Raw genomic sequence first — 23,504 nt, 5'->3', positions numbered from 1 at the left:
GTGGCGCTACGCTGCTGTGTCGTGCTGGAGACGCGTCTCGACACTGCTCGGATCCGGGCGGCCCGCCGGGTAATAGACCCGGTCTTTCTCGACACTCCGCTGTACCGCTGCGAGGCGCTGGAGCCCGGCCTCGGGTGCGCGGTGAGCATCAAGCTCGAAACGGCGAACCCGGTCCGCAGCTTCAAGGCCCGCGGCACCGAGGTAGTCGCGAGCCTGCTGGCCGACAAGGGCTCGCGAGCCGCGGTGTGCGCGAGCGCGGGGAACCTTGGCCAAGCCCTCGCGTGGTCCGGTCGCGGCCGGGGGCTCGACGTCACCGTCGTGGCATCCCGCTTTGCGACCCGGGCCAAGCTTGATCGCATCCGCGCACTGGACGCCGGGTTGGAGCTGGTGGACGGCGATCACGAGATGGCACGCGAGCGGGCGGCGGCCATCGCACGGTACGACGGCATCCGGCTGGTCGAAGACAGCCTGGACATCGAGACCTGCGAGGGCGCGGCGACCATCGGCCTGGAACTGGTGGACACCGCGCCGTCGTTCGACACCGTCCTGATTGCTCTCGGTGGTGGGGCGCTGGCCACCGGCGTGGGTCATGTGGTGAAGGCATTGGCACCCGAGGTCGAGGTGATCTGTGTCCAGCCGCTGGGCGCACCGGCGCTGACACACTCGTGGCGCAGGCGGCGTGTCGTCACCACCGACTCGACCAACACCATCGCTGACGGCGTCGCCGGCCGGCGTCCCATCCCGGCCGTCCTGGACGACCTCCTCCTGGTCGCCGACGACGCCGTCCTGGTCCAGGAGGCGTCGATCATCGCCGGTATGCGGATGCTCCTTGACCACGCCGGCCTCGTCGTCGAACCTTCGGCCGCGCTCGGCATCGCGGCGATCCTCGAAGACCGTGACCGCTTCGCCGGCCGACACGTCGTCACCATCGTGTGCGGCAGCAACGTCGACGTAGACGCCTACCACCGCTGGGTCGGCGCGGCTCCCATCCACAGGTCTTGACAATGGCTCAGGCAGCAGGCGAGTTGGGGGTAGCTCGTTGTGAGTGAGCGGACTGGTCAAGCACTGTGGCAGGGGGATACTGGCCTGTATGACGGACTGGCTCATACTCGCGGGCTATCTGGTGATCGCGTTGACGGCCGTGTCGCTTGACGGCATCGCGCGCGCCAATGCCGAAGACTCCCGGCTGGAGGCGTTCGTGGCAGAGGATCGGCACAGCGCGTTCGTCGAACCGGCTGCCGTGGAACGACTCGGTCCACTGGAGATGGGCTGGCTGAGCTTGGGGGGTGCCACGTGGGCGAAGAAGGCGGCAGTGGCCAGGCTCGTGGCCGATGGGGTGCTGCACCGGACATCGCCCCAAGGACCCAGCCCACAGCGTTGGGTCGCTCGCGGCCCGTTGCCCGAAGGCGCCGACGAGTTCGAGCGCGAACTGTGGGCCGCGGCTGCACCGCAGCCTGTGTCCAGCTCGGCCCTCCGCCCGGCCGACTGGGAGGGCCACTACTTGTGGGCCCTGCCGGACGCCTACCGCCTTATGGACGAGGCAGAGGCTCGGCTGATCAGTGAAGGCTATGGGCGGCATCGGGGAGAGCTCGTTCCCGGCGGCGGGCAGCGGCACCGGGGCTGGTGGTCGACGGCGGCCGCGGCGGTGGCGGTGCCAGTGGTGACCGTACTGGTCCTCGACCAGGCCTGGGTCCGAGCCGTACTGGCGTTCCTCAGCGGCGCGTTGACGCTGGCGGCGGCGTCGGCTCCGGGCGACCAGATCCTTCCGCGAAGGCTGCCCGCCAGAACCGCCAAAGGGGAGCTGGCGCTCCACCTGGCGCGTGAACGGTACGCGGATCTCAATCCGGCGACGCGGCCGGCGTCGGAGGCGTACGACCCGCGCACGGTTCCCATGGCGGTCGCGCTCTTCGGGTCCGCGGTGCTCGAACGCATCGACGACAGGATCCAGGCCGACTGGGACAAGCCGACGGTCGATCTCGACGGCCCCGGAGGAGACTGACCGGGTCTTTGCCGCATCGGTGAGGCGGTGTTCTCCGCCGTCATCCGAACGGGCTGCTGGGGGTTCGTGGCCGGTACCGCCCTCCATTGCAGCCCCCTTTCGACCCCCGGCTCCGAAGACTCCTCATCCGCACGGCCTCGCCGAGGATCACGGTCGGCGTCTCGCGGGTGATCTCCAGGCGGGACAGCCGGTCCTCCGCCTGCGCCACCGCCCGGTCAACCACACGATCTCACCGCGGAGTTCGCCCGCCACGGCCCGGGCTGCCGCCTCGCATCCGTGCACCTCGCCCCCCGGCGCCGTACCACGGCGTGCGGTCGCGGGCACGATGCCGCGGGCGCGGACCTCGCGGCAGACGTCATGGTCGCAGCCGCGGTCGGCGAAGAGTGGGTCAGGTTTGCGGCGCGGACGACCCACCCGGCCGCGGACCGGCCCGATCGTGTGGAGCAGAGGCAGCATCTGCGTGACGTCGTTGCGGTTGCCGCCGGTCAGCGGGACCGCGAGCGGAGTGCCGTGGCCGTCAGTGACCAGGTGAAGTTTCGAGTAGGCCCGGCCCGTCCGAACCCATCTGGGGTTCCTGAGCTGAATCGCCAGCTCACAGCCTTGATCACCGTCAAGGCTGTGAGGATACGGAGGGAGAGAGCAGAAGCGTGCCGATGACGCCACGCCCGCCCCCGAGTCACCGTCCGTCGATCCGGCCACGATGGTCGAAGGCGCGGCGGCGTTCAGCGCGGAATCACCCAGCCCGGCGCCCAGGTCCCGGCGGCGTCGTGGCCGGCCGCTGTGGCGGCGAGGTGGGCGCGGAGGGTGGGCAGCGCTGGGTGGGGGTTGTCCCGGTGCCAGAGGAGCGAGTGCGGGTAGACGGGCGTCGGGTCGGTCACCGGGATACGGCGCAGGCCGTGACCGGCGGGCCAGACGAGGCGGGTCTGCCCGCCCATGAAGGTGGCCAGGGCCGGGGTGTCGGCGATGGTGTCGAGGAGTGCGTCGGAGCCGAAGTTGGGGCCGGTCGCCTCGATGGTGAGGCCGAACTCGGCGACGAGGTCGTCGTAGTAGGCGGCCCACTCGGTACCGGGGACGATGCCGGGCATCCAGATCCGGTGCCCGGCGAGCTGGGCAACAGTCACCGACCGGGCGCCCGCCAGCGCGTGGGCGGGGCCGGTCAGGAGCTGGAGCGGCTCGTCGACCACCCGGACGGACTCGAGGTCCTCGGGAAGGGGCCGACCGGGCGCGGCAACGGCGCGGAAGGACGCGTCGATCGCACCGGACCGGATGGCGGCGACGGCCGTCTCGATGTCGAACAGCATCACCACGTCGAGGTCGATCTCGGGGTGCGCGCGGTGGAAGCCGCGCAGCAGGCCCGCCGCCGCGCCACGCGAGGCGATCACGTCGACGCGCAGCGGACGGCGGCCGGTGCGCACGGACGTGACCGCGCGCTCGGCGACGCGCAGCAGCTCGCGCGCGTGGGGCAGGAACGCCTGCCCGTCGATGGTGAGCTCGGCGCCGCGCGCGGTGCGGGTGAACAGCCGCACGCCGAGGTTGCGCTCCAGCGCGGCGATGCGCTTGGAGACAGCCTGCTGGGTCACCGCCAGCTCGGCGGCGGCCTCCTGGAACTGCCCCGCGTCGGCGGCGGCGACGAAGGTCCGGACGGTGTCGAGATCCATGCCGACAGCCTATGGGTACAACCGTTGGTTGTGGCTGCAGATGCCGCGGTTGTTTGATCCCAGGGTGTGGTGCTCGCTTTGATGCTTCCGATCGCGGATCGGTTGTGCGGGTGAGTGGCGAGGGGCGGCGGGAATGAAGAGCGGGCACCGACTGGGACATCTGCTCGGACCACGGCTGGGGCAGAGGTTCGGGTGGTTGTGGGGAGCATACGGGACCAGCGCGCTCGGCACGTGGCTCGCCTTCGGGGCGTTCCCGCTGATCGCCATCCAGGTGCTGCATGCCGGGTCGGCCGAGGTCGCCGCGCTCTCCTCCGTGGGGGCTGCGGTGGGCGCGGCCGTGGCGGTGCCGCTCGGCCCGTGGGTGGAGTTCCGCCGCAAGCGGCCGGTGCTGATCGCGATGGACCTGGTGCGGTTCGGGGCACTGCTGACGATCCCCGCCGCGTTCGCTCTCGGCATGCTTACCTTCCTTCAGCTCCTGCTGGTCTCGGTCGTCGTCGCGGCTGCCGACATCACCTTCCGCGCCGCCTCCGGCGCGTACCTGAAGACGCTGCTGCCGGCCGAGGACCTGCTCGTCGCCAACGCCCGGTTCGAGTCCACGGCCTGGACGACCACGATCATCGGACCGCCGCTGGGCGGCGCCGCGATCGGGCTCCTCGGTCCGGTGGCGACGGTGGCGGCCGACGCGTTGAGCTACCTGCTCTCGGCCCTGGGCATCCGCGCGACGGGCGGGCACGAGCCGCTGCCCGAACGTCGGGAGGTCGCGCGCATGCGGGCCGGGGACCTGCTCGACGGGTGGCGGTACATCCTCGCCGACGCGACGCTGCGTCCGCTGTTGTTCAACACCGCGTTGTTCAACGGCCTGGTGATGGCCTCCCAGCCGCTGCTGGCCGTCCTGATGCTCGGCCAACTCGGTTTCGCACCGTGGCAGTACGGCCTCGCCTTCGCCGCGCCCTCGATCGGCGGACTGTTCGGTTCACGGCTGGCCCGACCGCTCGTCACCCGGTTCGGGCAGCACCAGGTCCTGGTCGTGGTCGGGGCGCTGCGCGCGATCTGGCCCGTCGGCCTGGCCTTCCTGGGGCCAGGCACCGGAGGGCTGCTGCTGGTGATGGGCGTCGAGCTCGGGCTCATCTTCTGCTGCGGGGTCTTCAACCCCGTCTACGCCACCTACCGCCTCGAGCGCACCGCGACCGACCGGGTCGCCCGCACGCTGTCCGCCTGGACGGTGACGACCAAGGCCTCGACCGCGCTCCTGACCGCCGTCTGGGGCGTGCTGGGCGGCCTGCTCGGCCCGCGTACGGCCATCGGCCTGGCCGGCGTGCTCCTTCTGGCGACCCCGCTGCTGCGTCCCCGTCGCGCGGCAGTGCCTCTCGCCGAGCCGGAGCCGGAGCCGACATCGCCGACATCGAGTCGCGCCTGACGGACCGCCACCGCCGTCACCGCGATCGGGCCACACCACCCTTCCTCGCAGCGGTCCACCCCTCCGCGTACAGCTCGGAGATGAGCGCGACGGCCTCCGCCGTGGCCATCGCTCATCGCGTCCGCCACCGGCGCGGATACCCGCTGCTGGAGTGGATCCGCCAGGCCGAGCAGGACGCTTCGAAGCCGATGCAGGGCTTCGCCGGTCTCCTCCGTCAGGACCTCGACGCTGTCACCGTCGGCCTTACCCGCCCGTGGAGTTCCGGCCTGGAGGTCATTGGTGACCATGACCTGAACCAACCTTCCCGCGACTGCGATCACGTTGCTCCACGCTGGAGCATATAGATAGACCTCGTCCGGGGCATCGCGACGTCGCGAGCCTACTGACAGGGGGAGGGACAGCGCCCACTTGCCGATGCACCTGATCACGAAGCCGCGTGCAGAGCCGGGTTCGGATGTCGCCATCACCGCGAAGCCGCGTGCAGCTCGGCGAGCAGGACCCTGTGCCGTCGCCGCCGCACGCCGACCTCGTTCCAGTCCCGCAGCCGACGCCGGCAGGTCATGCCCGAGCCGAAGCCGAGTCCCTTGGGCAGGTACACCCACTGGATGCCGGTGAGCAGTACGTACAAGATCCCGCACGGCACCTCTCGGTCCGGCAGCGGCATCCACGGCGTTGTCCGCGTACCGGACCGAACGCCCAACTACCAGCCCAGCACACGACCGTCAGGGCCGATCCAACTCGATGTGTCAGCTCTTGCGAGAGCCTGTGATTGCATCCCCGGAATCGTGCTGTGACTGCCAACCGTGGATCAGCAGGTCGAACACTGTCTCCACGGTCGAGCGTGGATCGTGTCGGCCCTTGGCCAAGGTCGGGACTTCCAGGACGAACCGTGCGAGTGCTGAGCATGCGAGATCGTCCGCTTCTCGGCCGAGTTCCTCCGCGATTACGGTGCTGAGGGTGCCCGCGTGCCGCATCCACATCCGCTCCGCGTACTCGCGGAGCGCGGGCGTCTGGTCCACCAGTGCGGTGAGCTGATGCAGACGTGGATCTGACGCGATCGGCACCCAGGACTTCAGCGCGTGGGCGCGGAGCGCCTCGACCACGCTCTGGTCCTTGGGCCGTTCGCGGACGGCGGCGGTCAGGGCTGCCTCAACTTCCTCCTCGCGGTCGAAGACCAGTGCCTCTTTGCTCGGGAAGTGCGCGAAGAGGGTCGTCGTCGATACGTCGGCTCTTTCGGCGATGTCGCGGACGCTGGCTTGTTCGAAGCCGTGTTCCAGGAAGAGTTCCAGGGCGGCGTCGGCAATGGCCTGCCTCGTTGCGGCCTTCTTGCGCTCGCGACGGCCAACGGTCGGAGAGTCGGGCATGGCGTCACTGTACCCCACAACTGGAATGAAGCAGAAACTGTAACGGTTGCACTTATGGACTCGTTTCTGCTTTGGTGGTCTCCACGGGGGTTGCCGCATCCCGGTGGGAGTCGCGGCACCGGTCATCGCCGCGCCGCGGCGTCACCCGGAACCCCACCGACGAAAGGAATCCACCGTGGACTCTCCGACGCCTGTAGACGCGCGGATCAGCATCATCGGTGCCGGCCCGGGAGGCCTCACGTGCGCACGCATCCTGCAGCAGCACGGCATTCCGGTGACGGTGTACGACCGCGATCCAGAAGTGAACTCCCGCAACCAGGGAGGCTCACTCGACCTGCACAAGGAAGACGGCCAGCTCGCACTCCGTGAAGCGGGCCTCCTGGAGGAGTTCTTCGCGCTCGCCAGGCTCGAGAGCCAGGAAATGCGCCGCATGGACCCTGCGGGGCGCGTCCTTGCCCACCATCTGCCGGGCGAGGGCGAAACGGTCAGTCCCGAGATCGACCGCGGACAGCTCCGTGATCTCCTGCTGCGCTCACTCGCCGCCGGGACGGTCCAGTGGGGACGCACTCTCGAATCAGTGAGCGGACCGGCCGACGGGCCGCGAACGCTGACGTTCTCCGACGGGACGACAGCTGCGGCGGATCTCGTGATCGGTGCGGACGGCGCCTTCTCCCGCGTCCGCACGGCCGTGTCGCCCGCGACACCGCGCTACACCGGGGTCAGCTTCCTCGAGGCATGGTTCGACGACATGGAGACCGCGCACCCCGAGCTTTCCGAACTGGTCGGGAAGGGCAGCGCCCACGTCGCCGACGGCGAGCGCGGCCTCTTCGCGCAGCGCAACAGCGGCAGCCACATGCGCGTCTACATCATGCAGCGCGTCCCTGTGGACTGGATCACGGCGAACGGGCTTCGCCCCGAGGACACCGAGGGCATCCGCGCGCATCTGCTGAGCGAGTACGCGGCCTGGTCGCCGCAGACACTCCGGATGATCAACGACAACGACGGCCCCTACGTCGATCGTCCGCTCTTCGCCCTGCCGGTGCCGCACACATGGGAGCACTCGCCCCGCGTGACACTCCTGGGAGACGCCGCACACCTCATGCCACCGCTCGGCGTCGGCGTCAACCTCGCCATGCTCGACGCCAGCGAACTCGCGCTCGCACTCGTCCAGTCCTCCACCATCGACGACGCTGTACGCAGCTACGAGAAGTCGATGCTCCCGCGCTCGGCCGACATAGCCCAGACGCTCGAAGGCGGCGCTGAGCATCTTCTGTCCGTGCCCGACCCCGACGAGACCGCGCGGTTCGGTCAGGCCCAGCCCTGACATCGCGCACGGCGACCGAGACCGCGTGAAGGGTCGCGCAGACGCGGGCGCGGGCGCGGACGTAGACGCAGACGCAGAGGCACTGCACGAGCGGCTCTCCCGCGCCCGCAGCGAGCCGACACACCGATATACCGTCGCCGGACCAGGCGACGACGATCCCCGATGCGACAACCCCTTCATGCGAGTTGCGACGGCGCCGCGGGGCTCGGCGAGGACAGGACACTGCCTTCGTGACCAAGCCGGAACTGACCAGGAAGGTGATCGAACAGTTCCTGGACGCGGACACCAAGTGGGCTGGGTCACCGGCGACGAGGTCCACGGCGGCAACCCGAAGCTGCGGGCCGCCATCGAGAACGTGGCCTGGGCTATGCGCTTGCGGTGGCCTGCTCGGCCGAAGTGCGCACCGACGCAGGCACGTTCCGCGCCGATGCCCTGGTGCAGAAGGTACCCGAGCGGGCGTGGCAGAAGCTCTCGGCCGGACGCGGCAGGAAGGAACAGCGGTCCTACGACTGCGGTGTCATCGATCATGCCGACCCGGCGCCGGGCCACCGCCAGCTGTTGATCCGCCGCAACCGCACCACCGGTGAACTCGCCTGCTGCCGCTGCTACTCACCCGATCCGGTGCCGCTGACCGCCTTGGTGAAGCTCGCCAGATCCAGATGGCGTGCGGAGGAGACCTTCCAGAGTGAGAAAGGGCTGGCCGGCCTTGATGAGCACCAGGTCCGCCGCCACCCCTCCTGGATCCGCTGGGTCACCCTCGTGATGCTCGCCCACGCCTTCCTGGCAGCGGTCACGCCGAGGAACACGCTCGCAGGCCCACCCCAGACGGCCTGGTCCCGCTGTCCTGCAACGAGATGCAGCGCCTGTTCAGCACCCTCGTCGTCCAGCCCACCAGCCATTGCCGGCGACAAGCCGAGGCCCGCACGTGAAGCCCACGATGTGCCGGCGGAGTGCTAACCGCCCCAGCCGGTAGCGGCCACCACCTCACGGGCGACGTCCGCGACGGGCCGCCCGTCCGTCGCCACCCGCACAGTGTCAGCAGCTGCCCGCTCGTCCAAGAGCCGTGCCTCGTGGGCGCTCGCCTTCAACTCCTGCCCCAGTTCTGAGCCGAGATCCCGGCCCGCCAACCGCTCGCCGGCGGTGGTGTCTGACGCGGTGAGCAGAACCCGTACGATCCGCACGCCTGTCCCCATGGCACGCTCGAACATGCCCGTCGGCCATCATCCGGTCCGCGGAGACAATGTGGCGGCCCCTCAAGCTGTCGGACGTCCGCCTGGAGGACTACGACGCGGTGTACCTGCCCGGCGGTCACGGTCCGATGGCGGACTTGGCGTTCGACGCCGACGTGGGACGGCTGCTGACGGCGCAGCTCGCCTCGGGCAACCCACTCGCGGTCGTGTGCCACGCTCCCTTCGCAATGCTGGCCACCAGGATCCACGGCGAGTCGCCCTTCAAGGGCTACCGGGTCACGTGCTTCACCGATGAAGAAGAGGAGGCCATCGGGGAATTGCCTCCAGGGCACCGTGGCTGCTGGAGACCGAGCTGAATGAGAAGACCGGCGAGAGCTTTCCGCGTACGGCGGCCACCCCGCTCTCGCCCCGAAGCACTGACGGACCCTCTCGCGTCATCGCCCGCCGCTCGCGCCACCCCCGCGCGGCGTTGCGGGTGTTATCCGGCCGAATCCATGCAAGGTGGTGGGCTGACCGCGGAACGACGGGCGTTTCGCGAGCGGATTCGCATGCAGGCGGCCGAGTTGTTTGCCCAGGGGTACGACTGTGACGCGGTCGCGAGGGAGTTACGTGCCCGCGTGCGGTCGGTGCAACGGTGGCGTCAGATGGGGGAGCGGACAGGAGAGCCGGCACCGGCGAGCGTGTCCATCTCCTCCCTGGCCCGGGCCGGACGCTTGTCGCGGGCCCTGTGTTGACCCGCCGCGACGGCAGTGGGACGGACCAGGATCTAGCGCACCCGATGCACGGGATCCCGTATGCGGCGCGCATCTCGCAGACCTCCGTCACCTCTCCCACACGGGCCGGGACGGGCCACTGGAGTGGTCCGCGGCGACAACGGCACCCCTGCGCGGCGCGGGTCCGGGGGACCGGCTCGGGATCCGCGTTTAATCACGCCGGAGAACCGAAATGCCAGGCGCGGAGAGTGCTGACGGGCACGGATCTCCGAGCCATGCCCCGCAGCGCTTGAGGGAGATTGCCATGAGCGGCGCAACGACCTTGCCGACACCATCCGGTCCCTACCTGGACAAAGGGCAGCTGCCCGCGGACTTCTACGCCTACGAGGACCTGCTGGCGGACGCGGAGCGGGAGAAGCTCGAGTCCGTCCGCGAGTTTCTCCGCACGCAGGTCGCACCGATCGTCGACGACCACTGGGCCCGGGCCGAGTTCCCCTTCCAGCTGATCGAGGGCTTCGGGGGGCTCGGTCTTATGGACTGGGCCGACCCGGACTCCCCGGAATCCAAGCCGAGCAACCTCCTCGCGGGCTTCCTCGCGCTGGAGCTGGCGCATGTCGACGCGTCCGTGGCCACGTTCGTGGGCGTGCACACGGGTCTGGCCATGGGCACCATCCTCACCTGCGGCTCCGACGAACAGAAGCGGCGGTGGCTGCCGCCGATGAGCCGCTTCGAGAAGGTCGGCGCCTTCGGGCTGACCGAGCCGCACGGCGGCTCCGACGTGGCCGGAGGCCTGCACACGACCGCGCGCCGCGACGGCGACGAATGGATCATTGACGGCGCGAAGCGGTGGATCGGAAACGCGACGTTCGCCGACCTGGTCGTCATCTGGGCCCGCGATGTCGAGACCCGTCATGTGCTGGGCTTCGTCGTGGAGAAGGACATCCCTGGATTCACCGCGACGAAGATCGAGAACAAGATGGCGCTGCGGATCGTGCAGAACGCCGACATCGTGCTCGACGGCTGCCGTGTTCCGGAGGCCAACCGGCTGCAGAACGCGAACTCGTTCAAGGACACCGCCAAGATCCTGCGCCAGACGCGCAGCGGGGTGGCGTGGCAGGCCGTGGGAGTGATGTTCGCCGCCTACGAGATCGCCCTGCAGTACGCGAAGGAGCGCGAGCAGTTCGGGCGCCCGATCGGGGGCTTCCAGCTCGTGCAGGACCTGCTAGTGAAGATGCTCGGCAACGCCACGGCCTCGTGCGGGATGATGGCGCGGCTTGCCCAGTTGCAGGACGCCGGGGTATTCCGGGATGAACAGTCCGCCCTGGCCAAGGCCTACTGCACCGTGCGGATGCGCGAGAACGTGGGGTGGGCGCGGGAGCTGCTGGCCGGCAACGGCATCCTCCTCGACTACAAGGTCGGCCGCTTCGTCGCCGATGCCGAGGCCATCTACTCGTACGAGGGCACGCGGGAGATCCAGACCCTCATCGTCGGACGTGCCGTCACCGACGGCCTGAGCGCCTTCGTGAGGTGACGACGATGACCACCGAGTCCGTCTTCACCGGCCTGAAGGTCCTCGACGCGTCCAGCTTCATCGCGGGACCGGCCGCGGCCACCGTGCTCTCCGACTTCGGAGCGGACGTCATCAAGATCGAGCCACCGGGGAAGGGCGACCCTCAGCGGGGGCTGAGCTCCGTGCCGCCCAGCCCCCGGGCACAGGCCAACTACAGCTGGCACCTCGCCAACCGCAACAAGCGCGGGATGGTCATCGACCTGAAGTCGCCGGCGGCCACCAAGATCCTCAAACGCCTCGTCGAGTGGGCCGACGTGGTGATCACCAACTTCCCGCACGGCACACGTGAGAAGCTGCACCTCGGCTACGACGAGGTCGCGGGCTGGAACCCGCGGGTCGTCTACGCCGACATCACGGGCTTCGGGGATGCCGGTTCCGATGCCGGGCAGCCGGGCTTCGACCTGACCGCCTACTGGTCGCGCAGCGGGCTGCTGGCCTCCACCCGGGACGCGGGGGCTCCGCCGACGGTCCCGGTCTGGGGCAGCGGCGACTACATGTCGGCGATCGGGATCTACGCGGCGATCGTGACCGCCCTCTACCGTCGTGAGCGGACGGGACAGGGGGCGAGCGTCGGGACGTCGCTGCTCGCCGAGGGCGTCTGGGCCACGGGAACGCTCGTGGCCGGCGCGCTCGCCGACGGCACACCGTTCGAGCTGCACGACCGGAAGGCACCGGCGAACCCGCTGATCAACCCCTACCGGACCGCGGACGGCGAGTGGTTCATGCTCGTCACCTCAGCCCCGCACTGGCCGGGACTGACACGGGCCATCGGGCACCCCGAGCTGCTCGAGGATCCCCGTTTCGCGAACATCGAGGGCTTCGTCAAGAACTCCACCGCGCTGACCGAGCTGCTCGACGCCGAGTTCCGCTCGCGGCCCTTCGCCCACTGGAAGGACGCCCTGACCCGGGAACGCGTCACCTACAGCCTCATTCAGACACCGGAGGAGGCCGCGCGGGATCCACAGCTGCGCGCGAACGACATCGTCGTGCCGCTGGAAGGAGTCAGCGGGCTGGAGTACACCGTCAACAGCCCGGTCAACGTGCGAGGCGTCGCGAAGGTCCCGGCGAAGCGGGCGCCGGACCTGGGCGAGCACAACGACGAGGTCCTCGCCGAGCTGGGATTCGGCCCCGCCGAGATCGCCGAGCTGCGCGCCGAGGGAGCGATTCCCGACCCGGCGGAAGCGGAGGGGGCGCGATGAGCGCGGCGCCCGACGCGTCCGGCGTAGTGCTCCACGAGCGCCCCTCCTTCGCTATCACGTTGCCGCGCGTACCGCTTACGGGCGAGCGGCTGAGGGCCGCCGAAGGCAGGGAGTACCGGCTCGTTCGTGCGTTCACCCCGCCCGGCGCCGCGCTGGAGGGCCCGAGAGCCGGTGGGCCCCGTCGCGCGGAACGCACCGCTTGCCTTGGCAGCCGTCAAGAAGCGGGAAGGCGTACGGGTGTTCGCCGAGAAACGTGCCTCCGCCTGGCGAGGCCGCTGATGCCGGCCACCTCAGCCGCCTTTTCCCCGCAGCCCGTGTCCGACTTTCAGGAGCAGTGACCAGTCATGAACGCACTCAAGCCCGTCCACCGCGTGGCGATCGTCGGCACCGGCACGATCGGTGCGAGCTGGGCGACGCACTATCTCGTCCGAGGCTTCGACGTGACGGCGACGGACCCCGGCCCCACCGCGGAGGCGGCCCTGCGGTCGTATGTGGAGGCGGCATGGGACACGGCTGCTTCGATCGGGCTCGCGCCCGAGGCGTCGCCCGATCGCCTGAGCTTCACCACGGACATGCGTCAGGCCGTCGCGGACGCCGATTTCGTCCAGGAGAACGCGCCGGAGCGTCCGGAACTCAAAGTCAAGCTGTTCGCCGACATCGACGACGCCACGCCGCCGGACGCGATCATTGCGTCGAGTTCCTCGGGCATCACGATGAGCGTCATCCAGGCCGAATGCCGGCGTCCGGAGCGGACCGTCATCGGTCATCCCTTCAACCCGCCGCACATCGTCCCGCTGGTCGAGGTCGTCGGCGGGACGAAGACCGCCCCGGAGACGATCCGGGACGTCATGGCGTTCTACGCCGCGATCGGCAAGAAGCCGATTCACCTCAAGAAGGAGCTTCCCGGGCACGTCGCCAACCGTATCCAGGCCGCGCTGTACCGAGAGGTCGTGTACCTGGTCCAAGAGGGAGTGCTCGACGTGGTGGACTCCGACGACGCGGTGTCCTGGGGGCCGGGGCTCAGATGGGGCGTCATGGGTCCCCATCTGCTGTGGCATCTCGGCGGAGGAGAAGGCGGCATCGAGCACTTCATGGACACTCTCATGCCGCGAATGGTGGCGTCCTGGCAGGACCTGGGCACCCCCGAGTTCACGCCCGAGCTCAAGGAGAAGATCGTGGGCGGCGTCCTGCAGGAGGCGCAGGGCCGCTCGGTCGATGAGCTGGCCGCCGGGCGCGACGCGATGCTGTCCGCCCTGCTGGCCGTGCGGGCCGAGCATGACCCGCATGGTCCGCGGAACGCCGCAGCCGGTCGCCCGGCGAAGGAGGAATCGTGACGCGGCGCCAGGAAAGACTGTTCGTGCTCGAGGCCAGTAGTGGCGGTCGCCTGTTCTCCGTGAACCCCGACGGCTCCGACAAGAAGGTCATCGTCAGTGGGTGCAGGATCCCGGACGGGGTCGCCGTCGATGTCCTGGCCGGGCACATCTACTGGACGAACATGGGCCGTCCGCCGGAGAACGACGGTTCGATCGAACGCGTGGACCTGGACGGAGGCCACCGGACGACGATCGTCCCGAGCGGTGGCACGCATACGCCGAAGCAACTCCACCTCGAGGCCGCCGGCCGGAAGCTGTACTGGGGTGATCGCGAAGGCATGCGCGTGATGCGCTGCGACCTCGACGGGCACAACGTCGAGACCCTCGTACAGACGGGACAGGGAGAGGACGACCGCCGCGACGAGACCAGGTGGTGCGTGGGAGTCGCCGTCGACCCGGTCGGCGGACACCTCTACTGGACACAGAAGGGCCCGAGCGACGCGGGACTCGGGAAGATCCTGCGCGCCGGAATCGACCTGCCCGCCGGGGAGAGAGCGGCCGAACGCGGCGACATCGAGGTGCTGTTCGAGGGGCTGCCCGAGCCGATCGACCTGGAGCTCGACCTCACGCGGCGCATGCTGTACTGGACGGATCGCGGCGACCCGCCGCGGGGCAACAGTGTGAACCGCGCGCCGATGGACGCGCCGGAAGGGCAGCGGACACCCGAGATCCTGCTGACCCACCTCATGGAAGGCATCGGCCTCGCCCTTGATCCGGACCACGGCCGCATGTACGTGACCGACCTCGGCGGGAACGTCTATGGGGCCGATCTCAACGGATCGAACCAGAAGGAGATCCTCTTCCTGCAGGGCAACCTCACCGGCATCGCCCGTGCCGCGCTGCCGACGGGAACGAGGGGCTAGGCCGTGTCTGGCACATCCCGCCCGGTGTCCTCCGGGCGGACGGCGCTCCTTGCCAGACATGGCCGAACCAGTGGGTGGAACTCGACGCCTGCTGTACTCAGCCTGGTGCCTCGACGCCGTCGGTGAGGAGGCACAGCAGATGCCGTATCAGTAGCGCCAGGCCGCCGAGCGCGCGAAAAGGCCGCAGGCCCCGGGCGCGGCTCAGCTCACCGCCTGCTTCACGAGCGCACTGATTCGCGCCTCCACCTCGGGCGTCACCTCGGTCAGGGCGAAACCGGCCGCCCACATCGTGCCCTCGTCCAGCTTCGCCTGGTCGCTGAACCCGAGCGTCGCGTAGCGCGCCTTGAACTTCGCCGCGCTCTGGAAGAAGCAGACGACCTTGCCGTCCAGCGCGTAGGCGGGCATCCCATACCAGAGCTTCGGCGCGAGGACCGGGGCGCCGGCTGTGATGACGGCATGGACGCGTTCGGCCATGATCCGGTCCGAGTCCTGCATCTCGGCGATCTTCGCGAGCACGTCCCGCTCCGCCTCCGCGGCCTTGTCCGTGCGCGAGCCGCGGCGCGCTGCTGTCTTCAGCTCTTGGGCGTGGTCCTTCATCGCGGCCCGTTCCTCGGCCGTGAATCCCTCGTGCGTGCTGCTGTCGGTGCTGGTCATGGCAGATCTTCCTTTGTTGATCCGATGTGGCGGGATCTTGGGCGCGTGTGGCGACACGCCGTCAGTCCATCATCGGCACGCACCGTGCCGATCGGTTCTGAATGCTGCGCGCAGTCCTCGGCATTGTCAACGGCACGCTGCGTGCCGATAAGGTGGGGCCATGACCGACACGCCAGCCACGCCACGGCGCCGAGGTGCAGCGCGCACCGAAGAGCTGCTGCGGGTGACCCTCGATCTGGCTGCGGAGGTCGGCTACGCGGGCCTGAGCATCGAGGCCGTCGGCCGGCGGGCCGGGGTCGGAAAACACACGATCTACCGGCGCTGGCCGTCCAAGGCGGCGCTGCTGCTCGACGCGCTGAGTCGTGTGTGGACCAGGGACCTGGACTACCGCGACACCGGGGACGTCCGAAGTGATCTGCGCGAACAGTTCCTACGGTCAGGCTTCGCCCTCTCAAGTCCGCCGATCGGCCCCATCTACCGTGCGGTCATCGCAGAAGCGCAGGCCGATTCCACGCTGCGGGCGACCTTGCACGAACGATTCCTGGTCACCGTCGAGCAGAGCACCCTCGATCGGATCACCCGCGCCCAACACACCGGTGAACTGGCCGCAGAAGCGAACCTGGAATTCGCCGCCGAGGTGTTGTGCGGCACTCTGTACTACCGCAGCCTGCTGTCGACCCGCCCCATCGACGAGGACGCGATCGACGGACTGCTGGACATGTTCATGGCCGCCTACGGAACCACCGACCAGGGCCTGTCGGATGATTGATCTTGCGGGGCGACTCCGTTGTGGCAGCCGCTGTCCACGGTCAGCATCACCAGGGCACTGGGCCGTCCTCGCTGAAGAACCCACCGGTCGGCCCGTCCGCGCCGAGCGTGGCCAGGCGCACCAAGACCGAGGCGCCCTGCGCGGCCGTGAGGTACCCGCTGTGGTTGTTGATCTCCGTGTCGACGTAGCCGGGGTCGGCGGCGTTGACGAGGATGCCGTTCTTGCGCAGTTCATTGGCGTATTGCACGGTCAGCGCGTTCAGTGCGGTCTTGGAGGGTGCGTACGCGGCCGACGTCGGCAGAGCCGCCAGCGGGCCGTCCGGGTCGCTCGTGATGGTCAGCGACCCGGCGGCACTACTGACATTGACGATGCGTGGCGCCAGCGGCCGTCGCAGCAGCGGGAGCATGGCGTTGGCCACCGCGATCACCCCGAAGACGTTGGTCTCGAACACCGCCCGGACCCTGTCCAGGTCGACGGAGCTCGGGACTTGATCGTGGGCGTCTTCGGGTGAGACCTGCCCGGAGCCGGTGATGCCGGCGTTGTTGATCAGCACGTCGAGGTGGCCGAAGCGTTCCTCGATCTGCTCTGCGGCCGCCCGGGCGTTGGCCTGGTCGGTGACGTCCAGGACGACCGCGTGCGCGTTGCCGCCGGCCGCGCGCACCGCCCCAGCGGCATCCTCGCCACGCCGTGGGTCTCTGGCGCCGATCAGGACCGTCATGCCCAGTAAAGCGAGCTGCTCGGCAGCCGCACGGCCGATCCCCTTCTTCGCCTCGGTAATCAGCGCGATCTTCTGGTGTGTGGCGTACTCGCTCATGACCAGCTCCTTGCTATGGGACGGCGTGTTCTTCTCAGGGCCTGTCCTTGGACGGGATTTCGGCCGTTCAGGCAGCAGCCCGGGTAGCCGCGCGCAGCGGGCCCGCCTGCGCACGTAGTTTCTGCACCGCCATGACCGCGCCGTAGCCGCCGTAGCCGACCGGCTTGCCGCCCCACTCCGCGTACAGGTAGTCGATGGCATTGGTCAGGGCGGCGGGCGGGGGGTGTATTCGGGCGTGACGACGATGAAGGCGTCGCACGAGCCGATCCGCTCGGCCCATCGCCGTGTGTGCGGCCGCCGGCCCGGTGCCACCCGTGCTGGCACGGGCTCATCGAGCAGTGGCAGCGCGTAGTCCTTCAGGTCCACGAGCTCGAAGTCCGCGGCGTCGCCCGCGTGTTCAACCGCCAGGTCCCGCACCCATTGGGCCACCCGGTCGCCGTGCCGGCCGGGGCGGGTGCTGCCGATGATGATGCCGATCCTGAGCACGTCCGATTCTCCAGTCCTGGTTCTGGTTCTGGTTCTTGTGCGCCGAACCTGTCGCTGCCGACTTCCTCGGTTGCGGCGCGCATGTCCGCGATGGTGAGATCCCTGCTGCTACGGCGGATTCCCGGCCCGCCGGTGGCACCCGGCACCGCAGGTCCGGAGCGCAGTGAGCTCTGCAGGTCAGTCCGCGTCCCGACGGACCTGTTGTGTTTCGCGCAGGATCGCCCATGCGTCCGCCACGGGGCCCACATGTCCGAGCTTGTCGGGGTTGCTCACCGCGCGAATCGTCTGGATCCGTCCGTCGAGGACGTCGAGTGTCCAGGTGTTGAGGACCCTGCCGTCCGGGGCGCGGAAGATCGCGCCCGGCTGGCCGTTCACCTGGTGCGGTTCCACGACGCCGCCGATCTGGATGAACGGCGGGAGGAGGGTGGCGAGGGCCTGGGACACATGGTCGACGCCGAAGAAGCCCCTGGCCCACTGCGGGGCCTTGCCGCCGCCGTCCCCGACCAGCGACACGTCGGCGGCGAGGAGTTCGCGCAGCCCGTCGATGTTCCCCTCCCGCAAGGCGTCGAAGAACCGCTCGGCGAGCTTCTCGCGCTCCTTCCGGTCGGCCTCGAACCTGGGCCGGCCCGCGTCCATGTGGCGGCGTGCCCGCACCGCGAGCTGGCGGCACGCCGCCTCCGACCTGTCCACCGCCGAGGCGATGTCCGGGAAGCCGAAGGCGAACACCTCCCGCAGGACGAGGACCGCACGTTCCAGCGGGCTGAGCCGTTCCAGCAGCAACAGGGATGCCATCGACAGCGAGTCGGCCAGTTCCGCCGAGTGCTCCGGGTCCTCGTAGGGATCGGTGAGAAGCGGCTCGGGGAACCAATGCCCGACGTACTCCTCCCGCCGCAGGCGGGCCGAGCGCAGCACGTCGATCGAGATCCTGGTGACCACGGCCGAGAGGAACGCCTTGGCCGACGCGGGCCGGGTGGGGGAGAGCTCGTAGCGCAGCCAGGTCTCCTGGACCGCGTCCTCGGCCTCGGCCTCGGTCACGCTGCCCAGGATCCGGTAGGCGATCGAGAACAACAGCGGTCGCAGCTGTTCGAACTCCTCGGTCCGGGTCACGCCAGCCCCTCCTCGAAGCCCTGCCGCCAGGACGGATAGCGCGGCTCCCAGCCGAGCTCCCGCTTGGCCTTGGTGTTGGAGAAGCCGCGCCCCTCGGTCATCATCGTCACCACCACCTGTCCCGCCAGCAGCCGGGCCAGCCACGGGGGGATACGCACCGGCCGCTTCGCCCCCGCGCACGCCGCGAGATGGGGCAGCCACTCGCAGGCCGGGGCCGGGTCGTCATCGACGATGTTGAACACGCCCCTCGCCTCCTGCTCGACGGCCAGGACGGTGGCGCTCGCCGCGTCGTCGAGATGGACCCAGGAGGAGTAGCCGGTGCCTTTGCCGACCAGTGGGAACTGCCGCTTGCGGACGAGTACGACCTGGTCGTCGGTGGCGCCGGGCCCGTAGAACGCGGTAAACGCATCACCGCGCCGCCGGCGTCGGTGACGGCGTCCTCGACGTGTCGCAGGGCTGCCATCGCCGGGTGCGCGGGTGTGTTCTCGTGCAGGTCCAGCGGGTCCTCCTCGGTCTTCACCCAGCCGCCCTCGCGGATCCCGTTCCAGTTGGCATAGCCCTGCGCGACGAAATGCGGCACGCCGGTCGCCTCGGCGGCGGCCAGCAGGTGATCGGTTCCCTCCGTGCGCAGCCTGATGGTGGGCAGGGACCACCGGTCGAAGTGCTTCAGGTCGGGCTTGCCGGCGTGAGCCATGCTGATCCCGGTCATCTGGTGCACGATCACGTCCGGGCGGGCGGCCGCCACCGCTTCGCCGACGGACACCGGGTCCAGTCCGTCCATCACGACGCCGTCCGCGCCCAGTTGCTCCACGAAGCCGAGCTTGGCCGTGCTCGTCGTCGTGGCCGTCACTCGGTGGCCACGAGCCACGAGCTGCGGCACCAGCCGCCGCCCGAGGACTCCACTCCCGCCTGCCACGAACACCCGCATGACCATCACCTTCCTGCTTCCGGAGTCTGTCTTCGACGATCTGAGACGAGACAGCCCCGCCGTTCTGTGACATCGGAGGGCGCGCGAGGGAAATGGCGAGGAGGAGGCCGCCGGTGGAGACTGGGCACGGCCCGAGACGGGGACGGGCCCGCCGCAGGTTGGCCGACCGTCAGGTCGTCATGAAGGGCCCGGGCTGCCGCCCCGCCGAACAGCCGAAGAGCCCGGCTGACAAGCCACCGGCCAGGGCTCTTGCCTTCCCAGGCGAGAGGGGCGTGCGCACGGTCGCGACCTGGTTCGTCATCGACGGAGCGGCGCAGGCAGCGGCCGCCGTCAGCTACACCAAGCGCATGGTGATGACGCGGCTCGACAGCGATGGTGATCCCGACGAGGACACCGCCCCCCTGCCCGAGGCACTGCGGATCATCAGCCACATCCCCGGCACGGGCCTTCCATCCCCTCACGCGACCTGGCCGGTCGCCCGCGAGTCAGGCCAGTGCCTGGGGAATCACCTGGCCACAGCCCCTGGGGAATGACGTCGGCGTCGGCGAACGGGCGCCGGGATCCGTTGTCCCGGGAGTGCGGGCGCGTACGGAGTGCTCTAGCGTCGTATGAGCGAGGGTGGCCCATACCAGGCCGATCGGGTCTCGGAGGAAGCGCACACCACCCGCACGACAGGCACGGCACACCCCCTGCTCGACCCCTGTGGTGCTCGATCCCCGGGGGATTCCGTCTCTCGCGTGCGCTCGCCGCCGCCCCCGGCCGCGGGCCGGCGTGCCCAGGACCGCGTGATCCGACCCAGAGAGCAGGTGCATCCTCATGCGTCGTTCGGCCTGTATTCCCAGCGTTCTCGCCGGCCTGGCCCTCGCCCTGGGCGGCACCGTCATCGCCGCACCAGCCGCCCACGCGGACATCGCGGCCTGCGAGAACCTAGTCCGGGACCAGGGCACTGAGGTCACGGACGCCGTCCGGATGGCGTGTTATGTCGGCCTGGTGGGCGACCAGAGCGGCTGTGTCGGCGATCTGGCCCGGGCCGGGGTGGCGGGCGCCGTCGCAACCGAGGCGTGCCGCCAGGCCCCGCAGTAAGCCGCTGCCCTAAAGGAAGAGGCCGGGTGCTCCGGAGACCTCTGCGGGCCCCGGGACGGACGGCGCCCGGTAGCCAGGTTCGAAGAACCGCCGCCCGCCTTCGCCGCTGCCGGTGCCAACAGCTGCACAGCACCAGTACATGACCCGCACGGTGAGCCATCAATGCGGCAGTCGCTGAACAATGACGAACTGTCAGGTGAGTGTGGTCTTCACGGGCAACTCGTGGTCTCGGGAATCATGGTCGGCAGCAGGCCGGCGAGAGTACCACTACCCCCGGCGGTACACGGTCGCGGCCGGCTGGGTCGGCCCTGCGGGACTGTCGCACCGTGGCCGTCGCTCGATATGTGCTACAAGCCCCTCGCATCTGGACATGACCGGCAGTGCCGCCCCGGCCCCGCCATAGGTTTGGGTCATGAATTCCTCCCCGTCCGCCCGTCCTTTGCCGCCTGCCGCAGACACAACCACGCGTGCGGTATTCGGCCCCAGCTGGTTCGCGGCGGTCATGGGCACGGGCATCGTCGCCAACGCGGCGGTCACGCTGCCCCGGAGCTTTCCCGGGCTGCTGACTATCGCCACGGTGGTCTGGCTGGGCGCCGCGCTGCTGCTGATCCTGCTGGCCGTCGGTTACCTCAGGCAGCGGGCGCTGCGGGTACACGCGGCTGATCCGGTGGCGGCCCAGTTCTTCGGCGCGCCGCCGGTGGCGCTGCTCACGGTGGGCGCCGGGGCGCTGGTGTTGGGCCGGAGGCTGATCGGGCTCGAGGCAGCGCTGGGTGTGGACTGGGTGCTCTGGTCGCTCGGTACCGTGCTCGGTCTTGTCACAGCGTGCACCGTGCCGTACCTGATGATCACCCGGCACCGTTTCGCGCCGGACGCGGCGTTCGGCGGCTGGCTGATGCCGGTGGTGCCGCCGATGGTCTCCGCCGCGACGGGCGCGCTGCTGGTGCCTCACGCACCGGCCGGGCAACTGCGGCTCGCCCTGCTGCTGGGCTGCTACGCGATGCTGGGCCTCGGCTTCGTGGCGGCGCTGCTGGTGCTGGCCATGATCTACGGCCGCCTGGTGCATCACGACGTACCTGCCGCAACAGTGGTGCCCACGGTGTGGATCGGCCTGGGGGCGTTGGGCCAGTCGGTGACGGCGCTCGGCGCGCTGGCCGCGGTGGCGCCGAGCGCGTTGCCCGCGCCCTACGCACGGGGCGCCGCGGTCGCCGCGTTGCTCGGGGGAGTGTCGGTGTGGGGCTTCGCCATGTTGTGGCTGGTGCTCGCCGCGGGGCTGACCGCACGGACGGTCCGGGGCGGGCTGCCGTTCGCGCCCACGTGGTGGTCCTTCATCTTCCCGGTGGGCGCCTGTGTGACGGCCACGAGCGCTCTCGCGGCGAGGACCGGCTCGCAGCTGTTCGTATGGGCTGCTGTCGTGCTCTACGTGCTGGTGGTCATTGCCTGGATGGTGGTGGTGAGCCGCTCCCTGCACTACGCCGCCGGGCATGCGCGCCGCCGATCTGTCGTTCAGCACGCGCGCCGCCGATCCGCAGAGCCGGATGTGCCCCGTCGCGTGGCGCCCGTGCTCAGGGGCACCGTCCGCAGCAGTACCACGGACGGGCGCCCAGTTTCCGAGGCCCGCGTCATCCTCCTGGACCCGGCGGGCGACGTCGTAGGCATCGCGCTCACCGGCGAGGACGGCTCCTACGCCTTCACCGGCCTCGAAGCCGACCAGTACACCGTCGTCGCAGCGGGGTACCCGGCCCGGGCGGCATCCCTCACCCTCGATGCCGCCGGCCAGGACGCCTTTGATCTGACGCTTGCACACGACGAGGGATGAACGGCTCCTGTCACTGACGGGCCCGCTCCGCGACTTCGGAGCGGGCCCGCCGTGGCCTCGCGTGATCATCGGGGCATCGGCGCATCGGGGTGGGCGAGGTCGTCCGTCCCGTCGGGTGCCGTTCGGGACTGATGCGGGCGCCGTTTCGCGGCGCGGTCGTGGCCGTCGCCCACCGCGGCACGGACCTGCTCGCCGGGCCGGCAGGAGGCGCCATGGCCGTCGGTACGCCGCTGCCCTGCCCTGCCCCGCCCCGCCTTGCCCTGCCCCGCCCTGCGCGCGTGCGAGCGCGGTCACGCGGCTGCAGCCCGGGGCCGGGCCGCCTTCCCGCAGCCGTATGTGATGTCACATCAGCCGCTGGTCGCGTCCCTTGCGCAGCACGGCGAGTCGGGCCATTTGCTCACCCATGCCGCGTGTCCCGGCCAGTGGCGTGCGGGCGTGCGGCCAGACGGCGCGGACGAGGCCGACGTGGCGCGCGCCGCCGAGGGCCACAACGGGGTCGAGGAGCACGATGTCGCGCACCGTGGCCTGCTTCAGGAGGGCTTGGGCCGTGATGGCGTCGGCAGCGCCATGGGGTGTGTCGTACGGGTCGATGACGTCGTCGAGGTCGAGCAGGCCGTAGCGTGCGGAGAGGATGAGCAGCCGGTCGGGCCGAAGCGCATCAGCCGCCGTGCGGCAGGCACGGTGATAGGAGCCGACATACAGGTCTGCCGCTCGTGCGCGTCGGCCCAGTTTGCGGCTGCCGCACGGGATGACGACGAGTTCGGGTCGGAAGCAGTCGAGGTAGTCGTTCGCTGTCATGCCTGTTGTCCTGCCTGTTCATGTGTGACGTCAGCGGTGTCGGCGCTGCATGCGTCCGGTACGGATCTCTTCCGGGGGCGGTGTCGCCGAATTGTCGGCCGGGGGCCGGTGATGCCGGAGCGGCGGACAGCGGCGAGCGTGGCCTGGACGGTTGTTCGGTCCGGGGTGCATGGGGCGCGGGGGAGGGGATTGCCGTGCGACGACCGAGCGTGCCGCAACCGCGGTTCGCCGCGAAGGGCCCACGGCCCAGGGCCCAGGGGTCGGCGGTTGGCGGAGCCTGTCGCTGGGTGATGACGGACGGATCGCGGTCAGCCATGTTCCTGCCCTGAGGTCGGCTCGGCGACCGTGAGGCCGCCACTGATGACGTACTGCCGGGCTG

General features: G+C 69.9%; 23 protein-coding genes and 4 pseudogenes. 16 read left to right on the top strand and 11 right to left on the bottom strand.

Features of this window, described 5'->3' with window-relative positions; translation table 11 throughout:
- Positions 1 to 21 precede the first annotated feature (21 nt).
- Both ACFZDJ_RS48100 and ACFZDJ_RS48095 read left to right on the top strand, forming a co-directional pair.
- On the top strand, positions 22 to 1,002 hold the full coding sequence (locus ACFZDJ_RS48100; protein ID WP_391068998.1) for a pyridoxal-phosphate dependent enzyme: 981 nt from the start codon (positions 22 to 24) through the stop codon (positions 1,000 to 1,002).
- A gap of 88 nt (positions 1,003 to 1,090) precedes the next feature.
- On the top strand, positions 1,091 to 1,999 hold the full coding sequence (locus ACFZDJ_RS48095) for a hypothetical protein (RefSeq protein WP_391068996.1): 909 nt from the start codon (positions 1,091 to 1,093) through the stop codon (positions 1,997 to 1,999).
- Between the two features lie 288 nt (positions 2,000 to 2,287).
- Here ACFZDJ_RS48095 and ACFZDJ_RS48090 read toward each other — a convergent pair.
- Together ACFZDJ_RS48090 and ACFZDJ_RS48085 are read right to left on the bottom strand one after the other, a co-directional pair.
- Positions 2,288 to 2,569: pseudogene (locus ACFZDJ_RS48090) on the bottom strand (transposase); the annotation flags it as partial.
- Positions 2,570 to 2,721: 152 nt separating this feature from the next.
- On the bottom strand, positions 2,722 to 3,657 hold the full coding sequence (locus tag ACFZDJ_RS48085; protein WP_385388340.1) for a LysR family transcriptional regulator: 936 nt from the start codon (positions 3,655 to 3,657) through the stop codon (positions 2,722 to 2,724).
- Between the two features lie 133 nt (positions 3,658 to 3,790).
- Between ACFZDJ_RS48085 and ACFZDJ_RS48080 the strand changes: the two genes are divergently transcribed.
- Entirely contained in the window at positions 3,791 to 5,074 is a 1,284-nt protein-coding gene (locus ACFZDJ_RS48080) for an MFS transporter (RefSeq protein WP_391068993.1), read from the top strand.
- 80 nt (positions 5,075 to 5,154) lie between these two features.
- Positions 5,155 to 5,418 carry a hypothetical protein gene (locus ACFZDJ_RS48075; protein WP_391068990.1) on the top strand — a complete coding sequence of 88 codons (264 nt, stop codon included), beginning with the start codon at positions 5,155 to 5,157 and terminating at the stop codon, positions 5,416 to 5,418.
- Positions 5,419 to 5,540: 122 nt separating this feature from the next.
- Here the strand turns inward: ACFZDJ_RS48075 and ACFZDJ_RS48070 are convergent.
- Both ACFZDJ_RS48070 and ACFZDJ_RS48065 read right to left on the bottom strand, forming a co-directional pair.
- Positions 5,541 to 5,738, bottom strand: a pseudogene (locus tag ACFZDJ_RS48070) (transposase); the annotation flags it as partial.
- Positions 5,739 to 5,820: 82 nt separating this feature from the next.
- Positions 5,821 to 6,438 carry a TetR/AcrR family transcriptional regulator gene (locus tag ACFZDJ_RS48065; RefSeq protein WP_168504126.1) on the bottom strand — a complete coding sequence of 206 codons (618 nt, stop codon included), beginning with the start codon at positions 6,436 to 6,438 and terminating at the stop codon, positions 5,821 to 5,823.
- Positions 6,439 to 6,613: 175 nt separating this feature from the next.
- Here ACFZDJ_RS48065 and ACFZDJ_RS48060 point away from each other — a divergent pair, with 175 nt between their 5' ends.
- Positions 6,614 to 7,762: an FAD-dependent monooxygenase gene (locus ACFZDJ_RS48060; protein WP_391068987.1), complete on the top strand. Its 1,149-nt coding sequence runs from the start codon at positions 6,614 to 6,616 to the stop codon at positions 7,760 to 7,762.
- Positions 7,763 to 7,953: 191 nt separating this feature from the next.
- A pseudogene (locus tag ACFZDJ_RS48055) lies at positions 7,954 to 8,643 on the top strand (transposase); the annotation flags it as partial.
- A gap of 72 nt (positions 8,644 to 8,715) precedes the next feature.
- Here the strand turns inward: ACFZDJ_RS48055 and ACFZDJ_RS48050 are convergent.
- Positions 8,716 to 8,976: pseudogene (locus ACFZDJ_RS48050) on the bottom strand (hypothetical protein); the annotation flags it as partial.
- 26 nt (positions 8,977 to 9,002) lie between these two features.
- On the opposite strand from ACFZDJ_RS48050, the gene ACFZDJ_RS48045 reads away from it, so the two are divergent.
- From ACFZDJ_RS48045 to ACFZDJ_RS48020, 6 genes are all read left to right on the top strand, one after another.
- Complete coding sequence (locus ACFZDJ_RS48045) at positions 9,003 to 9,308, top strand: DJ-1/PfpI family protein (RefSeq protein WP_391068985.1); 306 nt, start codon at positions 9,003 to 9,005, stop codon at positions 9,306 to 9,308.
- Positions 9,309 to 9,686 (top strand): helix-turn-helix domain-containing protein, encoded by a 378-nt coding sequence (locus ACFZDJ_RS48040; RefSeq protein ID WP_391068982.1) that lies wholly within the window; start codon positions 9,309 to 9,311, stop codon positions 9,684 to 9,686.
- Between the two features lie 283 nt (positions 9,687 to 9,969).
- Positions 9,970 to 11,196, top strand: a complete 1,227-nt coding sequence (locus ACFZDJ_RS48035) for an acyl-CoA dehydrogenase family protein (protein ID WP_391068979.1) — start codon at positions 9,970 to 9,972, stop codon at positions 11,194 to 11,196.
- A gap of 5 nt (positions 11,197 to 11,201) precedes the next feature.
- Positions 11,202 to 12,434, top strand: a complete 1,233-nt coding sequence (locus ACFZDJ_RS48030; RefSeq protein ID WP_391068976.1) for a CoA transferase — start codon at positions 11,202 to 11,204, stop codon at positions 12,432 to 12,434.
- Positions 12,435 to 12,778: 344 nt separating this feature from the next.
- Entirely contained in the window at positions 12,779 to 13,768 is a 990-nt protein-coding gene (locus ACFZDJ_RS48025) for a 3-hydroxyacyl-CoA dehydrogenase NAD-binding domain-containing protein (protein WP_391068973.1), read from the top strand.
- Complete coding sequence (locus ACFZDJ_RS48020; RefSeq protein WP_391068970.1) at positions 13,765 to 14,670, top strand: YncE family protein; 906 nt, start codon at positions 13,765 to 13,767, stop codon at positions 14,668 to 14,670. The genes ACFZDJ_RS48025 and ACFZDJ_RS48020 overlap by 4 nt, the downstream gene beginning before the upstream one ends.
- Before the next feature lie 201 nt (positions 14,671 to 14,871).
- Here ACFZDJ_RS48020 and ACFZDJ_RS48015 read toward each other — a convergent pair whose 3' ends face one another.
- Positions 14,872 to 15,324, bottom strand: coding sequence for an iron chaperone (locus ACFZDJ_RS48015; protein ID WP_391068967.1), 453 nt, complete (start codon positions 15,322 to 15,324; stop codon positions 14,872 to 14,874).
- A gap of 160 nt (positions 15,325 to 15,484) precedes the next feature.
- Between ACFZDJ_RS48015 and ACFZDJ_RS48010 the strand changes: the two genes are divergently transcribed.
- The gene (locus tag ACFZDJ_RS48010) at positions 15,485 to 16,093 is read left to right on the top strand and encodes a TetR/AcrR family transcriptional regulator (protein WP_385376510.1); all 609 of its coding nucleotides are present in this window, start codon (positions 15,485 to 15,487) and stop codon (positions 16,091 to 16,093) included.
- Positions 16,094 to 16,139: 46 nt separating this feature from the next.
- Here the strand turns inward: ACFZDJ_RS48010 and ACFZDJ_RS48005 are convergent, their stop codons facing one another.
- From ACFZDJ_RS48005 to ACFZDJ_RS47990, 4 genes are all read right to left on the bottom strand, one after another.
- Positions 16,140 to 16,907, bottom strand: a complete 768-nt coding sequence (locus tag ACFZDJ_RS48005; RefSeq protein ID WP_391068964.1) for an SDR family NAD(P)-dependent oxidoreductase — start codon at positions 16,905 to 16,907, stop codon at positions 16,140 to 16,142.
- A 204-nt stretch (positions 16,908 to 17,111) separates the two neighbouring features.
- Positions 17,112 to 17,393 (bottom strand): NAD(P)H-dependent oxidoreductase, encoded by a 282-nt coding sequence (locus ACFZDJ_RS48000; protein ID WP_391068961.1) that lies wholly within the window; start codon positions 17,391 to 17,393, stop codon positions 17,112 to 17,114.
- Between the two features lie 177 nt (positions 17,394 to 17,570).
- Positions 17,571 to 18,500, bottom strand: a complete 930-nt coding sequence (locus ACFZDJ_RS47995) for an RNA polymerase sigma-70 factor (protein ID WP_391068958.1) — start codon at positions 18,498 to 18,500, stop codon at positions 17,571 to 17,573.
- A gap of 106 nt (positions 18,501 to 18,606) precedes the next feature.
- On the bottom strand, positions 18,607 to 19,428 hold the full coding sequence (locus tag ACFZDJ_RS47990; RefSeq protein ID WP_391068955.1) for an NAD(P)H-binding protein: 822 nt from the start codon (positions 19,426 to 19,428) through the stop codon (positions 18,607 to 18,609).
- 272 nt (positions 19,429 to 19,700) lie between these two features.
- Between ACFZDJ_RS47990 and ACFZDJ_RS47985 the strand changes: the two genes are divergently transcribed.
- The 3 genes from ACFZDJ_RS47985 to ACFZDJ_RS47975 all read left to right on the top strand — a co-directional run bounded on the left by ACFZDJ_RS47985 (position 19,701) and on the right by ACFZDJ_RS47975 (position 22,327).
- The gene (locus ACFZDJ_RS47985) at positions 19,701 to 19,961 is read left to right on the top strand and encodes a hypothetical protein (protein WP_390940218.1); all 261 of its coding nucleotides are present in this window, start codon (positions 19,701 to 19,703) and stop codon (positions 19,959 to 19,961) included.
- A 283-nt stretch (positions 19,962 to 20,244) separates the two neighbouring features.
- Positions 20,245 to 20,511, top strand: a complete 267-nt coding sequence (locus ACFZDJ_RS47980) for a hypothetical protein (protein WP_390940216.1) — start codon at positions 20,245 to 20,247, stop codon at positions 20,509 to 20,511.
- Between the two features lie 412 nt (positions 20,512 to 20,923).
- The gene (locus ACFZDJ_RS47975) at positions 20,924 to 22,327 is read left to right on the top strand and encodes a carboxypeptidase regulatory-like domain-containing protein (protein ID WP_391068952.1); all 1,404 of its coding nucleotides are present in this window, start codon (positions 20,924 to 20,926) and stop codon (positions 22,325 to 22,327) included.
- A gap of 342 nt (positions 22,328 to 22,669) precedes the next feature.
- On the opposite strand, the gene ACFZDJ_RS47970 is transcribed toward ACFZDJ_RS47975, so the two are convergent.
- A complete protein-coding gene (locus ACFZDJ_RS47970) occupies positions 22,670 to 23,125 on the bottom strand; it encodes a DUF6884 domain-containing protein (protein WP_391068949.1) in 456 nt (151 codons plus the stop codon).
- Positions 23,126 to 23,504 lie beyond the last annotated feature (379 nt).

It is taken from the genome of Streptomyces sp. NPDC007896, assembly GCF_042959425.1.
Lineage (GTDB): Bacteria > Actinomycetota > Actinomycetes > Streptomycetales > Streptomycetaceae > Streptomyces.
The sequence above is the reverse complement of the archived record's forward strand: the minus strand, read 5'-3'. Positions and strand labels throughout refer to the sequence as shown.

What these genes read in the sequence shown, in the direction of transcription:
- ACFZDJ_RS48095 (WP_391068996.1), top strand. Translation starts at nt 1,091, where the DNA reads ATGACGGACTGGCTCATACTCGCGGGCTATCTGGTGATCGCGTTGACG.
- ACFZDJ_RS48085 (WP_385388340.1), bottom strand. Translation starts at nt 3,657, where the DNA reads ATGGATCTCGACACCGTCCGGACCTTCGTCGCCGCCGCCGACGCGGGG.
- ACFZDJ_RS48080 (WP_391068993.1), top strand. Translation starts at nt 3,791, where the DNA reads ATGAAGAGCGGGCACCGACTGGGACATCTGCTCGGACCACGGCTGGGG.
- ACFZDJ_RS48075 (WP_391068990.1), top strand. Translation starts at nt 5,155, where the DNA reads ATGAGCGCGACGGCCTCCGCCGTGGCCATCGCTCATCGCGTCCGCCAC.
- ACFZDJ_RS48065 (WP_168504126.1), bottom strand. Translation starts at nt 6,438, where the DNA reads ATGCCCGACTCTCCGACCGTTGGCCGTCGCGAGCGCAAGAAGGCCGCA.
- ACFZDJ_RS48045 (WP_391068985.1), top strand. Translation starts at nt 9,003, where the DNA reads ATGTGGCGGCCCCTCAAGCTGTCGGACGTCCGCCTGGAGGACTACGAC.
- ACFZDJ_RS48040 (WP_391068982.1), top strand. Translation starts at nt 9,309, where the DNA reads ATGAGAAGACCGGCGAGAGCTTTCCGCGTACGGCGGCCACCCCGCTCT.
- ACFZDJ_RS48035 (WP_391068979.1), top strand. Translation starts at nt 9,970, where the DNA reads ATGAGCGGCGCAACGACCTTGCCGACACCATCCGGTCCCTACCTGGAC.
- ACFZDJ_RS48030 (WP_391068976.1), top strand. Translation starts at nt 11,202, where the DNA reads ATGACCACCGAGTCCGTCTTCACCGGCCTGAAGGTCCTCGACGCGTCC.
- ACFZDJ_RS48025 (WP_391068973.1), top strand. Translation starts at nt 12,779, where the DNA reads ATGAACGCACTCAAGCCCGTCCACCGCGTGGCGATCGTCGGCACCGGC.
- ACFZDJ_RS48015 (WP_391068967.1), bottom strand. Translation starts at nt 15,324, where the DNA reads ATGACCAGCACCGACAGCAGCACGCACGAGGGATTCACGGCCGAGGAA.
- ACFZDJ_RS48010 (WP_385376510.1), top strand. Translation starts at nt 15,485, where the DNA reads ATGACCGACACGCCAGCCACGCCACGGCGCCGAGGTGCAGCGCGCACC.
- ACFZDJ_RS48005 (WP_391068964.1), bottom strand. Translation starts at nt 16,907, where the DNA reads ATGAGCGAGTACGCCACACACCAGAAGATCGCGCTGATTACCGAGGCG.
- ACFZDJ_RS47990 (WP_391068955.1), bottom strand. Translation starts at nt 19,428, where the DNA reads ATGCGGGTGTTCGTGGCAGGCGGGAGTGGAGTCCTCGGGCGGCGGCTG.
- ACFZDJ_RS47980 (WP_390940216.1), top strand. Translation starts at nt 20,245, where the DNA reads ATGCGTCGTTCGGCCTGTATTCCCAGCGTTCTCGCCGGCCTGGCCCTC.
- ACFZDJ_RS47975 (WP_391068952.1), top strand. Translation starts at nt 20,924, where the DNA reads ATGAATTCCTCCCCGTCCGCCCGTCCTTTGCCGCCTGCCGCAGACACA.
- ACFZDJ_RS47970 (WP_391068949.1), bottom strand. Translation starts at nt 23,125, where the DNA reads ATGACAGCGAACGACTACCTCGACTGCTTCCGACCCGAACTCGTCGTC.